The organism is Promicromonospora sp. NPDC057138, assembly GCF_042670845.1.
In the GTDB taxonomy this organism is placed as follows: domain Bacteria; phylum Actinomycetota; class Actinomycetes; order Actinomycetales; family Cellulomonadaceae; genus Promicromonospora.
Genome location: NZ_JBHUUX010000035.1, coordinates 1 through 11,557 on the forward strand (window position 1 = coordinate 1; position 11,557 = coordinate 11,557).

At 71.2% G+C, this 11,557-nt stretch carries 14 protein-coding genes; 7 read left to right on the forward strand and 7 right to left on the reverse strand.

The window, feature by feature from the left end:
* Positions 1 to 263 precede the first annotated feature (263 nt).
* Positions 264 to 998, forward strand: coding sequence for a MerR family transcriptional regulator (locus ACFT2C_RS18170; RefSeq protein ID WP_377208473.1), 735 nt, complete (start codon positions 264 to 266; stop codon positions 996 to 998).
* A 22-nt stretch (positions 999 to 1,020) separates the two neighbouring features.
* Here the strand turns inward: ACFT2C_RS18170 and ACFT2C_RS18175 are convergent, their stop codons facing one another.
* Entirely contained in the window at positions 1,021 to 1,884 is an 864-nt protein-coding gene (locus ACFT2C_RS18175; RefSeq protein WP_377208474.1) for an SDR family NAD(P)-dependent oxidoreductase, read from the reverse strand.
* A 227-nt stretch (positions 1,885 to 2,111) separates the two neighbouring features.
* Positions 2,112 to 2,660 (reverse strand): DUF1062 domain-containing protein, encoded by a 549-nt coding sequence (locus ACFT2C_RS18180; protein ID WP_377208475.1) that lies wholly within the window; start codon positions 2,658 to 2,660, stop codon positions 2,112 to 2,114.
* 245 nt (positions 2,661 to 2,905) lie between these two features.
* On the opposite strand from ACFT2C_RS18180, the gene ACFT2C_RS18185 reads away from it, so the two are divergent.
* From ACFT2C_RS18185 to ACFT2C_RS18195, 3 genes are all read left to right on the forward strand, one after another.
* Positions 2,906 to 3,448, forward strand: coding sequence for a GNAT family N-acetyltransferase (locus ACFT2C_RS18185; protein WP_377208476.1), 543 nt, complete (start codon positions 2,906 to 2,908; stop codon positions 3,446 to 3,448).
* A gap of 92 nt (positions 3,449 to 3,540) precedes the next feature.
* Positions 3,541 to 4,431, forward strand: a complete 891-nt coding sequence (locus ACFT2C_RS18190) for a VOC family protein (protein ID WP_377208477.1) — start codon at positions 3,541 to 3,543, stop codon at positions 4,429 to 4,431.
* The gene (locus tag ACFT2C_RS18195) at positions 4,431 to 4,922 is read left to right on the forward strand and encodes an NUDIX domain-containing protein (protein WP_377208478.1); all 492 of its coding nucleotides are present in this window, start codon (positions 4,431 to 4,433) and stop codon (positions 4,920 to 4,922) included. Before ACFT2C_RS18190 ends, ACFT2C_RS18195 begins: the two co-directional genes overlap by 1 nt.
* Positions 4,923 to 5,010: 88 nt before the next feature.
* On the opposite strand, the gene ACFT2C_RS18200 is transcribed toward ACFT2C_RS18195, so the two are convergent.
* The 3 genes from ACFT2C_RS18200 to ACFT2C_RS18210 form a co-directional block, all read right to left on the reverse strand.
* Positions 5,011 to 5,673, reverse strand: coding sequence for a hypothetical protein (locus tag ACFT2C_RS18200; protein WP_377208479.1), 663 nt, complete (start codon positions 5,671 to 5,673; stop codon positions 5,011 to 5,013).
* 64 nt (positions 5,674 to 5,737) lie between these two features.
* Positions 5,738 to 6,343, reverse strand: a complete 606-nt coding sequence (locus tag ACFT2C_RS18205) for a response regulator (protein WP_377208480.1) — start codon at positions 6,341 to 6,343, stop codon at positions 5,738 to 5,740.
* Entirely contained in the window at positions 6,340 to 7,665 is a 1,326-nt protein-coding gene (locus tag ACFT2C_RS18210) for a sensor histidine kinase (protein ID WP_377208481.1), read from the reverse strand. The genes ACFT2C_RS18205 and ACFT2C_RS18210 overlap by 4 nt, the downstream gene beginning before the upstream one ends.
* A 49-nt stretch (positions 7,666 to 7,714) precedes the next feature.
* Between ACFT2C_RS18210 and idi the strand changes: the two genes are divergently transcribed.
* Positions 7,715 to 8,263, forward strand: a complete 549-nt coding sequence (gene idi, locus ACFT2C_RS18215) for an isopentenyl-diphosphate Delta-isomerase (protein WP_377208482.1) — start codon at positions 7,715 to 7,717, stop codon at positions 8,261 to 8,263.
* 6 nt (positions 8,264 to 8,269) lie between these two features.
* Here idi and ACFT2C_RS18220 read toward each other — a convergent pair whose 3' ends face one another.
* Positions 8,270 to 9,382, reverse strand: coding sequence for a hypothetical protein (locus tag ACFT2C_RS18220; RefSeq protein WP_377208483.1), 1,113 nt, complete (start codon positions 9,380 to 9,382; stop codon positions 8,270 to 8,272).
* Positions 9,383 to 9,428: 46 nt separating this feature from the next.
* Complete coding sequence (locus tag ACFT2C_RS18225; RefSeq protein WP_377208484.1) at positions 9,429 to 10,325, reverse strand: alpha/beta fold hydrolase; 897 nt, start codon at positions 10,323 to 10,325, stop codon at positions 9,429 to 9,431.
* Positions 10,326 to 10,409: 84 nt separating this feature from the next.
* Between ACFT2C_RS18225 and ACFT2C_RS18230 the strand changes: the two genes are divergently transcribed.
* On the forward strand, positions 10,410 to 10,826 hold the full coding sequence (locus tag ACFT2C_RS18230) for a DUF6153 family protein (RefSeq protein ID WP_377208485.1): 417 nt from the start codon (positions 10,410 to 10,412) through the stop codon (positions 10,824 to 10,826).
* Positions 10,827 to 10,931: 105 nt separating this feature from the next.
* The gene (locus tag ACFT2C_RS18235; protein ID WP_377208486.1) at positions 10,932 to 11,519 is read left to right on the forward strand and encodes a DUF305 domain-containing protein; all 588 of its coding nucleotides are present in this window, start codon (positions 10,932 to 10,934) and stop codon (positions 11,517 to 11,519) included.
* Positions 11,520 to 11,557: the final 38 nt, after the last annotated feature.

Genomic DNA, 11,557 nt, shown 5'->3' on the forward strand with positions numbered 1-11,557 from the left:
GGGGTGATGAGCGGCATTGCTCGTCAGATCGTGGCCGGCCCAACATCCGCTTCGACGGGGCCACTCCCTCGAAGCGCTTCAACAAAATAGGGCTTGGGTCCGAATGTGCGCAAGCCCCAGATTGGCGCGCCTTCACCCGATTGACCGGCCCAGATATCACCTGGCACTGTGGAGGAGTCGTCGAAGCGCTTCGAACACCGCCGTCGGCCCGATCGCGGCCCTGAGGTTGACTCTCGGGCTACCCGAGGCTGAACACTCGTGTCATGAGCGACAAGACACTGCTGTCGATCGGCCAGTTCGCCAAGCTGGCAGGGCTGTCGGTGCACGCGTTGCGCCACTACGACGCCGTCGGGCTGCTCGCGCCTGCCGACGTCGACCCGGAGACGGGCTACCGGCGTTACGACCGCAGCCAGGTGGCTGCGGCCAGATTGATCAGCGACCTGCGCTGGCTGGACCTGCCCCTCCACCTGGTCCGCGACGTCGTGGCCGATCCGGACTCCCCGGCAGCCCGGCAGGTCCTTGCCGCTCACGCTGACCAGCTCGTCCGGGACCGGACGCACCGTGACCGTCAGATCGCCCAGTCGACCCGCTACGCCTCAGAAGGAGTTCCCATGACCACCATCGTGACCGGTACCGCGCCTGCGCAGATCAAGCTCGGCGTCGCCGACAAGGACCAGGCCCGCGCCTTCTATGCGGCGGCGTTCGGCCTCTCCGAGAGCGTGATCCGCCGTACCGACGACGCCGACTTCACCGGCTACCAGTTCGGCACCTACGGTCAGCCTGACTTCTTCTTGCTCGTCCTTTCGGGGCCGGAAGCATTCGACCACCCCGGCCGGAGCACGATCGGCTTCACGGTCGAGGACCTCGACGAGGCGCACCGACGTGCACTCCGCGCCGGTGCCACGGAAGCGGTTCCGATCAGCTCGCCGCAGGGCATGCCCCGGAACTCCGCCGTCACCGACCCCGACGGCAACTGGCTCTGGCTCTACCAGGGCTGACTGAGCCGTACTCGTCGAGCAACTACTGGTCGGCCTCGGACAGCGGCTCGGACAGCCGCACGCACTCGTCCCACAACCGTTTCCGTGCGTCCGGATCCGAACCCATGCCCGGAGTCGGCAGCTCCTTGCGGTTGGCCCACAGCTTGCCCGAGACCGTCTCCGCCTCGGGCGAGGTCGCGAGCCAGACCGCGGTGTCGGCGCCCTTCTCCGCGGACTTGCCGAACGTGTTCGTCATCCAGCGGAACGCGCCGCCGACGTCATGGAGCAGGGTCGTGTGCTTGACGAGGCCCGGGTGCACGGCGTTCACGACCACGCCCGTCCCGCGTAGTCGCTCCGCGAGCTCTTGCGTGAAGAGAATGCGGCCGAGCATCGTCGGGGGCGTCGAGCGGAGGAAGCTGTACGTGCCCTTCGCGGTCTGGAGGTCGTCGAAGTCGAGCTTGGTGGTAGAAAAGCCACCCGAGTACTTGGATGCGATGTTCACGATCCGCGACGTCCCCGACGTGTCGGCCGCGGCGCGCTTGAGAGCGTCCAGGAGCAGGTTCGTGAGCAGGAAGTAGCCGATCACGTTGGTGGCGAACGTGAGCTCGAGCCCATCGGGGGTCACGTGGCGCTCCTTGCGGAACACGCCCGCGGCGTTGACGAGCACGTCGAGCTTGTCGTGGCGGGAAAGGAACTCACGCGCCGCCCAGCGGATCGATGCTTGGACAGACAGGTCGCACGCCAGCGGCTCGAGTTTCGCGGCCGGGACGACCGCACGGATGTCGCGTATCGCGTCATCCGCCCGCGCCTTTGAGCGTCCGACCACGACAACGGTCGCGCCTTCGCGCGCCAGCGCGGTCGCGATCGCCGTTCCGATGCCGCCCGTCGCGCCAGTCACGAGCGCCACTCGTCCATCCATCGAGGGCATCACGTGCGCCTCGCGGTGGCGTCTTCCGCGTCAGTCATGATGCCTCCCCGATCAGGTGGCCTCGGCGGCGGGCCTGAGCAAACATCGCAGCACGAATCAGTCGGCTTGGCGAGCGTTCCTGCACGCGGAGGGATGGAGACCAGTAGGGGCTGAGGCCAGGGCCCGTCCGGCGGATGGTGCCGGACAGGCCCTGGCCCTGGGAGGGCTCAGCGCTTGAGCGTGAAGGTGAAGTCGCCCGAGAGCTTGCCGCTCAGCCGGACTGCGGAAACGAGTTTCCCCTCCCTGATCAGTCGCTCGATCTCGCCCCGCGAAAGACCGCAACCGTCAGCGATCAGTCGCGCCGGCCGGATTGGAATCCGGGCCGCGAAGCGGACCGCGACGTCGATCACCTCGCTGTCCAGGTGATCCGACCCGCCGGTGTCGAGACACCAGGCGCCCGTCCAGTCGAGGGTGATGCGGTTACGGCGCTGCACGGCCGGATCCTGGAGCAGCTCAGCTATCAAGCCAGGGTCGTTGTCGTGCAGCTGGTCCAGCAGCTCGGGTGGAATGGAGCGCACATTCATCCGCTCCAGGACGGTGAGCTTTGCCGTTTCCTCGCAAGTGATGCAGAGCGCGAGGAGCCAGGCGTCGATGAGCTTGTGGTGTGCGTTGACGCGGAATTTTCCGCTTGCCCGGAAGCGCTCGGACTCGCACGCATGACAGCGGCGGCGAATGAGCGGCAGGCAGGTGGGCACGACCTTCCAGATTTTGAGCACAGAAGTACACCGGTCTCTGTGAGAAGTCCGCAGCAAAAAGGAGCGCGGCGCACATGCGCGACGCGCGACAAATCAGCGTTCGGGAGGTCTCACAGGGTGTACAACGGCACGTCCTTGGCTCGGCGACTTGGCTCGGCAGCACGGTAACGGCGCACGGCCACGCTGCTCCAGTAGTTTTCGAGCGACCCACCGACCGTCCCTCCGGCGGACCATGGACGACGCGAGACCCTCGGTAGTCTGCGCGGATGGCAGACCTGGGACCCGTCACCTGGCCACCCGCCCCGATCCGGACCGAGCGACTGGTGCTCCGCGCGCCCGAGCCCCGAGACCGTGCGGCGGTCATCGAGCTGAATGCCTCGCCGGAGGTGGGCGCCTTCATCGGTGGCCCGCGACCGCGTGACGAGCTCGAGCTCGCTATCCCGAAGGTGCCCCGGAGGCGCCCCGGCGGCTTCGTGGTTGATCTCGACGGAGCGATGATCGGGATCGTCACGCTCGAACGGCGCGACGCGGAGTATGGGGTCCGACCGGCTGTCGGCAAGGTCGAGCTCGGCTACCTGTTCTTGCCGGAGTCGTGGGGACACGGGTACGCCGCCGAGTCGTGCGCGGCGGCACTCGAGTGGCTCGCCGGAGAGCTTCCGGACGAGCCGGTGGTGCTCGCCACGCAAACCGCCAACGGGCGCTCGGTGCGCCTCGCGATGAAGCTGGGATTCACCGAGGTGGAGCGGTTCGAGGCATACGGCGCGGAACAGTGGTTCGGCGTGCGGTCTCCGGTCACGCCGTCCGATTGAGATCGTGCCCGATGCCCGGTGTGCACAGCCGGCGGCGAGTGTCAGTGGTCCGGGGCACCATCGGGGGTAACGGAACCGATCTGGAGGACGCCATGGCCGACCCGCACACCCCTCGCACCTATCCACACGGCGTACCGAGCTGGATCGACCTGGAGACGCACGACGTCGACGCTGCGCTCGCCTTCTACGGGAGTCTGTTCGGCTGGAAGTTCACCGAGAAGCTGCCGCCGGGAGTGCCAGGGCGCTACGTCATTGCGTCCCAGGACGGCACGGACGCTACGGCGGTGGCCGGGATCGCGACGCCGGACGAGGGCTTCAACGGCGAGGTGGCGTGGCACACCTACCTCGCCGTGGACCACATCGACACCACAGCTGCCCTGGTCGACGGGCTGGGCGGCGTCGTGAGCTCTCCGCCGGAGACCGTGGGGCCACCGGGGAAGGCCGCAGGTCGGATGGCGCGGATCGTCGACCCGCAGGGGGCGCCCAGCCGCCTGTGGCAGGCAGGTACGCGGCTCGGTTCCCAGGCCGTCAACGCGCCGGGCACCTGGAACTTCAGCAACCTGCTCACCCCGGACGTGGACCGTGCGCTGCAGTTCTACGGCCCGCTGCTCGGGTGGGTGCGGAGCGACGACCTCGGGGCCGGCATGGCACGCGTCCCCGGGTACGGCGACCACCTGGCCCGCACGTCGGACCCCGGCATCCACGAGCGGCAGGCGTACGCGCCGCCTGGCTTCGCCGACGTCGTCGCCGGGGTGCTGCCGGCTGACGGACCGGCGCACTGGTCCGTGGCTTTCGCCGTCGCCGACCGGGACGGGTCCGTGGCGGAGGCGGAGCGCGGCGGCGCGACGGTGCTGGCGACGGAGGACGGCGAGTGGTCGAAAGGGGCGACGATCCGCGACCCGTTCGGCGCCGAGCTGGTCCTGTCGCAGTTCGACCCGCCGGAGTCGTTCCGCGAGGCCGAGGCGCAGGCCGGGACGGAGTGATGCCGACGACGAGCGCGGGCCTCCTGCCCTACCGACGACTGGCCGGTGCCGGGATCGAGGTTCTGCTCGGCCACATGGGCGGGCCGTTCTGGGCACGCAAGGACGCGGGCGCCTGGTCCCTGCTCAAGGGCGAGCTCGACCCGGGCGAGGAGCCGCACGCCGCAGCGCTGCGAGAGGCGAGCGAGGAGCTCGGGATGGAGCTGCCGCCGTTGTCGACACCGGACATCGAGCTCGGCGAGGTCCGTCAGCGCGCCGGCAAGAAGGTCCTCGCCTGGGCACGCGAGTGGCCTCAGCCGGGACCCGACCTGGAGCAGATCAAGAGCAATACCGTCGAGATCGAGTGGCCCCCGCGGTCGGGGCGGCGCATCGAGGTTCCCGAGATCGACCGCGTCGCCTGGCTCGCGCCCGACGAGGCTCGGCGCCTTGTCGTGAGCGCGCAGGCCGCGTTCGTCGACCGGCTGGAGGAGGCACTCGCGATGCCCGGGACCTGATGTCGCGTCCCGCGGTCGGTGCCTGCGGTCGGACGGTGCAGTCGCACCATGCGCTCGCGCCATGCAGCCCGAGCGCCGGTCGGCGCCGTCAGCCCTGTGCCGCCGAGTCCAGCAGCCAGTTGTAGCGCAGGCGCAGCGCACGCTCCGTGCTGGCCGCCGCGGCGCCGAGCCCGAGCGCGAAGTTGAGCCATCCCGGCAGACGGACCGGCGAGGTGAACGTCCCGAACCGCTCGGCGACGGGCGGGATCTCGAAGGCCACCTCGACGAGCTGCGGTATCAGGAGCAGCGCCGGGATGACCAGCAGGATCAGCGAGACGGACCCGACCCAGCGGCTCAGTGCGGGGTGCTCGCGGTCCAGGCGCGCGCGGCGCCCTTCGGCGGAGCTCTCGTCCGGAACGAGCTGATACTCGGCGCCCTGGTCCGTGATGTAGTGGCAGCGCTTGAGCCCGAACGACGTCGCCACTACCTCGATCACCCCGCCCTGGACCGGGAACACGGCAGGCAGCTTGGACTCGGCATGGTGCCTGCCGTCGAGGTACAGGTGGGCCTTGCCCTTGCCGTCGTCGGTCATCGCCCGCTGAACGTAGCTGACGTCGATGGCGTAGGTCACCTGCCGGCCCTCGTCGTTCGTCACCGGCAGGTAGAAGAGAGCGCGGGACAGCGGCTGCCACCAGCGGAAACGCTTCAGCGCACGGCCGTTCCCAGGCTTGACCCGCTGGGCGGCCCGACGCCGCCGCGACTCCTTGAACATCTCAGGCTCCTTGTCGATCGCGCGGAAAATCCTCGGCGGTCGGGCCACCGGGAGAAAGGGTCAGTCAGATCCAGCCGTGTTCGGCGGCGATGCGCGCCGCCTCGTGCCGGTTGGCGGCGCCGAGCTTCGCGATGGCCGCCGCCAGGTAGTTGCGCACCGTGCCCCTGGAGAGCGCCACCCGCTGCGCGATCTCGTCGACGGGGGCGCCGTCGCGCGCGAGAACGAGCACGTCAACCTCACGCGGGGTGAGCGGGGAGTCGCCCGCGCTGATCGCCTCGGCCGCGAGCTCCGGATCGACGTGCCGGCCCCCGGCCGCGACCTTCCGCACGACCTCCGCCAGGGCGGCAGACGACACGGTCTTGGGGAGAAAGCCGCGCGCACCCGCCGCGAGCGCCGCCTTCAGGTAGCCGGGCCGGCCGTGCGAGGTGACGAGGATGCAGCGACAGTCCGGCAGCTCGGTCGAGAGCCGGCGTGCGACCTCGATGCCGTCGGGCTCGGGCATCTGCAGGTCGAGCAGTGCTACGTCGGGCCGGAGCCGCAGCGCCGTGGCGATCGCTTCCGTGCCGGATGCGGCCTGGCCGACGACCTCGAAGTCGTCCTGCAGGTCAAGCAGGCCGGCGATGGCGTCGCGAATCAGGTGTTCGTCGTCGGCGACGAGGATTCGGGTCATGCGGCGCTCCCTTCCGGGAGCGGGATCGTGGCCTCGAGCAGGAACCAGTCTCCGTCGCGGCTGGTAGTGATGCGCCCGCCGAGCGCCCGGATCCGGTCGGACATCGCGCGCAGCCCGGTGCCGCCGTCGGGCCGCGTCGCTCCTGGTCCGTCCGCCCCGGCCGCCCCGGCCGCCCCGGCCGCAGCGACCGCCGCGGAGCCGGCACGGCCCGCGCCGTCATTCGCGATGGTGAGCAGCACCTGCCCGTCCTCGGTAGTGGTCGCGAACGTGACCTGTGTCGCCGCCGAGTGGCGCAGGACGTTCGTCACGCCCTCGCGGACGACCCATCCGAGGGCCTCGGCGTGCCCGTCCGGCACGGGGTCGCCTGCCACCGTGCAGCCGATGCCCGCGGAGCCGAGCAGCGACCGCGCGCCCGACACCTCGCCGTCCCAGGTCACGCGGACCTCGCCCCGCACGACGCGCCGCACCTCGCTGCCCGCCTCCTGGGCAAGCCGCCGGACGGCGGTGAGCTCCTCCGCCGCCCGTTCGCCGCCGCCGCGGCGGACCAGCTCGGACGCGAGCTCGCTCTTGACCGCGATGGTCGCCAGCGTCCGGCCGAACACGTCGTGCAGGTCGCGCGAGATGCGCAGCCGCTCGTTCGCGAGCGCGAGGGCGGCCCGGTCCTCGTGGGCCTCCTGAAGCTCGCGCAGGACCCGCAGCAGCCATCCGCTGGACCAGTAGCTCCACAGGGCCAAGCTGATCAGCAGCACCCCGGTCACGAGGAGCGTGAGGTCGGCGAAGGTGGCGACCAGCGCCGCCACGACGACGACCGCTACGTTGAGGTAGAACGTCCGGCGCGCGTCGAACACCAGGACCAGGCTCGCGGCGACCGACCCGGCGGCCACGGCCGCCGTCAGCCCCATCACCTGAACAGGTATGGCGAGGAGGGTCACCGCGACGAGCCCTGCGAGGGCCAGCATCCACACGACGACGGCGGCCGGCGAGACCCGCCGTGGGCGGCGGACCAGGATGCCGATGCTCCAGCGGCTGATCAGGATGTTCCCGGCCACGAGGACCAGTGCGAGCACGGCGGCCCCGGCGAACGCCGCGTCGTGTTCGGCCACGACCCGGTCGTCGGCGAGCGCCCCGCCGGCGAGCGAGAGGATCGGTGCCGTCGCGAGGGTGTAGGTGGACCAGCGCACGTAGGTCTCGAAGCGGCGTGCGCTGACCGTCGTCTGATCCCCCATGGGCCTCATTGTGCCGTCGGCGTTCGGGCGGCGGGCAGTGCCGCCAGTCATGAGCTTGTCGGTGATGCGCACGGGTCCGGGCGTGACAGACGTCATGGGCTGTGCATGAAAGGATTCTGGTCAGTTAGCTCATCGAGGAGGGCGCATGGCGACGGAGAGAGTTGTCCTGCTGGACGAGGACGGCACGCCGATCGGGTCGGAGCTCAAGCACCTCGTGCACTCCACGGACACGCCACTGCACCTGGCGTTCTCGTGCCACGTGCTGAACGCCGCCGGTCAGGTGCTGGTCAGCCGGCGTGCCCTGGGCAAGCGCACGTGGCCAGGAGTCTGGACCAACTCGTTCTGCGGCCATCCGCAGCCGGGCGAGCCGATCGAGGACGCCGTTGTCCGCCGCTCACAGGACGAGCTCGGACTGTCCGTACGCGAGGTCCGGGTGGAGCTGCCGGGCTTCCGGTATCGCGCCACCGATGCCTCGGGAGTCGTGGAGAACGAGGTGTGCCCCGTGTACCTCGCGGTCACCGACGAGGAACCGCAGCTGAACCCGGACGAGGTCATGGACGCCTGCTGGTCCGAGACCACCGCAATGGGCAGCGCGCTCCGTGCTGCGCCCTGGGCGTTCTCGCCCTGGTTCGTGAGCCAGGCCGCGCAGATGCCGCTCTACGCGCTGCAGGTTGGCCCGCCGCCCAGGCAGTAGCGCCCATCAGACCCCGGACACCCAGTCCTCGTCGTCGAGTACCCACACGGCGCCGTCCTTCTCCGGCCGGACGGCGTCGGCGAACCAGTAGGTCTCGTCCGGGTTCCACCCGGCGATGACGCTGCAGGTGTCGCCGTCGACCGGGATGGCCGTCCCCGCGGCGGCGAGGTACGCGGCGGCGGTGAGGTGGACGGCGTCGTGCTCGACGGCGATCGTCGCCCAGTCGGGCATCACCCAGCGCCCCGCGCGGCCGGTGGTGCGGTACCAGTCGTGCCGCTTCTGGGCGGTCACGTCCAGCGGATGCGCACGGCACAACGCGGCCCAGGCGTCAGGCCCGTCGATCTCGTACACGCGCGCCTCGGCGGGAACCGCCACCCGGCGGGTGACCGCGCGCTCCCAGCCCATCCCGTCCTCCACCAGCCAGAGGCCCGCGGGGCCGTACCGGCCGAGGCTCCGGGTGGTGTGCGTCAGGTCCGACGGCGGGGTGGACCACCACCGACCGCTGAAGGACGCCGTCGGATCGGCGGGCGTGTCTCGTTCCGCCCGGCGCTCGTCCTTCAGGACGTCGGCGCGCCACCGCGCCAGCAGGTCCGCGGCGCCCGCCGCTCCCCCGGCCTGGGCGCGCCTGGCATCGACGTCCCAGGCGACCGCGTGCTGGTCCCCGCGGGCAAGGGGTTCGCTCCACCAGCCGACGGCGGCGGCCGTGGCCCCGGCGACGTGGTCGGCGACCCGGCCCAGCGCGGCACGCACGACGGGCGTGGCAGCGAGCAGGTCCTCGCCGTCGGGCTCCTGCCAGTAGCGCGCGTTGGCCACCACGTCCGCGAGGGCACGGAGCGCCGATCCCTGCTCGGCGTCGGCGACGCGGATCTCGTCCAGCAGGGCAGCCACCGTCTCAGACGTGGGCGCCGTCAGCTCCGCGTCATGCCCGCCCCACCCGAACGACACGACGGACGTGCCCCGTCCGGGATCGAGGTCGTAGGCCGCCCGCATCGTGGCCGACGCCAGCGGCACGTCCGCCCCGTCCTGGTCCGCGAGCAGCGCCTCGGACCGCAGCGCGAGCTCCAGGAGCAGCCGGCGCCCCCGCCAGCCACTCAGCAATGCCTCCAGCGTGATCGTCATCCGACCGATTGTTCCGCAGGGCACCAAGGCAATTGCGGCTGACGGGTCACGGCTCGACCAGGCGCCGGGTCTGCTCCGCGATGGTCTGCCAGGACACGGGCGGCAGGTCGTGGCCGACGCCGTCGAGCACGACCAGCTTGGCGCCCCGGACCTCGCGCGCCACGGCCCGGGCGGCCGACGTCCGGACGAGGGGGTCGTCCTCGCCGTGCAGCACGAGCGTCGGCGTCCGGACCTCGCGCAGCCGGGGGCCGTCCCACCTGGCGTGCAGCTGCCGGCTCAGGCCCGCCACGTCGCGCGGCCCGCTCTCGAGCCCTCGCTCGATCCGGGCGCGGGCCGCGACCTCGTCGCACGGGTTCACCGGCGAAGCCAGCCCCTTGGCGACCGCCAGGGACGCCGCGATGTCGCCGTCGCGCCCCTCGGGAAACTTCTTCGCCGCGAGCCGCGCGACCAGGCCCGGCCGCAGGTAGCGCAGGGCGCCGAGGCCGGAGGCGTCGCTGGGCGGTGCGTCGCAGGTGACGAGCCCGCGAACCCGCTCCGGACGGCGCAGCGCGAGGCGCTGGGCCACGATGCCGCCGAGCGAGTGCCCGAACGCCACCGCACGCTCCCAGCCGACGGCGTCCAGCACGGCGACGGCGTCGTCGACCAGGTCCTCCGCCGTGTAGCTGGCGGAGCCCGGGCCGAGCAGCATGCCCAGGTATCCGCGGCGCGCGGCTCCGCCGAACCGCGTGGAGGACCCGCTGTCGCGCTGGTCGTAGCGGACCACGTCGAAGCCCTCGTCCGCGAAGGCCCGGCACAGGCCGTCGGGCCACCAGGACCGGGAGATCGCGAGGCCCATCATGAGCAGGAGCGGGGTGCCGCCGCGCTGCCCGAACCGGTCATAGGCGAGCTCGACATCGCCGTTGCGCGCGTAGGTCATCGGCGACCAGGTGTCGGTGTCGGTCACCTCAGCCATTGTCGTGCGCCTCGTCGCGTCCCGCCCGGGATCGTGGTTTTCGACAGCCCCCGGCTGTGCGATAGCCTCCGTGACGTGCGCGTGATCTCGCTCCTCCGCTCGGCTGTTGCCGAGCCCGGGCGACGCCTGAACGGCGCGCTGGTGATCCTCACGCTGATCATCGCGGTGGTCACCATGCACTCGATGAGCGGGTCCCCGACCGCGCACCACCACGGGCCGCACGACGCCTCCGTCGTCGCCATGCAGGAGAGCCCCACCACCATGGAGCCGCCCGGCTCCGCGGGTGAGTGCTCCGACGGGTGTGGTGGGCACGATGCCGCCATGGCGATGTGCCTCATGATCCTCGTCGCGCTGCTGGCGCTGGTCGTGCCCGTGCGGCGCCTGCTATGGCGGGCCCAGCCCGCGTGGTCGGTGCCCCCGGTGCGGGTGGCGGCCGACCTCGGAGCGGTCGCCGCTCCTTCCTTGCACGAGCTCTGCATCTCCCGGACGTAGACCCGGCGTCGACGCGCACCGCGTCGACCCGACCAGCGGGACCGCGCCGGTGCGCGGTCGCGCTGACGAGTGCTACCCCGACGACTTGAGCTAGAGGAAGATCCCATGAAGCGCACCCTTATGTCCGCCATCGTCCTGGCCGGCGCCCTCGCCCTGGCCGGCTGCTCCGGCTCGGAGGAGCCGATGCAGCACGACATGTCCACCATGGCCGGCTCGGAGTCCGGCGACCAGGCGGAGCACAACGACGCGGACGCCATGTTCGCGCAGATGATGATCCCGCACCACGAGCAGGCGGTCGAGATGGCGGACGCCGTCCTGGCGAAGGACGGGACGAACCCCGAGGTCACGGCGCTGGCCACCCAGATCAAGGAGGCCCAGGCCCCGGAGATCGAGCAGCTCGGCCAGTGGCTCGACGGCTGGGGCGCCGAGCGCGCATCGGACGACGGCCACGCCGGGATGAGCGGCGGCATGATGTCGGAGGACGACATGCAGGCCCTGGGCGGGGCAGTTCCCCCCGAGAGCGACCGGCTGTTCCTGGAGCAGATGGTCGCGCACCACGAGGGCGCCGTCGAGATGGCCGAGGAAGAGATCGAGTCGGGCAGCGACCCGGACGCCGTCGAGATGGCGCAGACCATCGTCGACACGCAGACGGCCGAGATCGAGACGATGCAGAACCTGCTCGCCTCGATGTGATCGCTGGGTGGTGCGCCGGCCAAGAGCCGGCGCACCAC

What these genes read in the sequence shown, in the direction of transcription:
- ACFT2C_RS18185 (WP_377208476.1), top strand. Translation starts at nt 2,906, where the DNA reads ATGGCAGACCTGGGACCCGTCACCTGGCCACCCGCCCCGATCCGGACC.
- ACFT2C_RS18210 (WP_377208481.1), bottom strand. Translation starts at nt 7,665, where the DNA reads ATGACGTCTGTCACGCCCGGACCCGTGCGCATCACCGACAAGCTCATG.
- ACFT2C_RS18170 (WP_377208473.1), top strand. Translation starts at nt 264, where the DNA reads ATGAGCGACAAGACACTGCTGTCGATCGGCCAGTTCGCCAAGCTGGCA.
- ACFT2C_RS18195 (WP_377208478.1), top strand. Translation starts at nt 4,431, where the DNA reads ATGCCGACGACGAGCGCGGGCCTCCTGCCCTACCGACGACTGGCCGGT.
- ACFT2C_RS18220 (WP_377208483.1), bottom strand. Translation starts at nt 9,382, where the DNA reads ATGACGATCACGCTGGAGGCATTGCTGAGTGGCTGGCGGGGGCGCCGG.
- idi (WP_377208482.1), top strand. Translation starts at nt 7,715, where the DNA reads ATGGCGACGGAGAGAGTTGTCCTGCTGGACGAGGACGGCACGCCGATC.
- ACFT2C_RS18200 (WP_377208479.1), bottom strand. Translation starts at nt 5,673, where the DNA reads ATGTTCAAGGAGTCGCGGCGGCGTCGGGCCGCCCAGCGGGTCAAGCCT.
- ACFT2C_RS18235 (WP_377208486.1), top strand. Translation starts at nt 10,932, where the DNA reads ATGAAGCGCACCCTTATGTCCGCCATCGTCCTGGCCGGCGCCCTCGCC.
- ACFT2C_RS18190 (WP_377208477.1), top strand. Translation starts at nt 3,541, where the DNA reads ATGGCCGACCCGCACACCCCTCGCACCTATCCACACGGCGTACCGAGC.
- ACFT2C_RS18205 (WP_377208480.1), bottom strand. Translation starts at nt 6,343, where the DNA reads ATGACCCGAATCCTCGTCGCCGACGACGAACACCTGATTCGCGACGCC.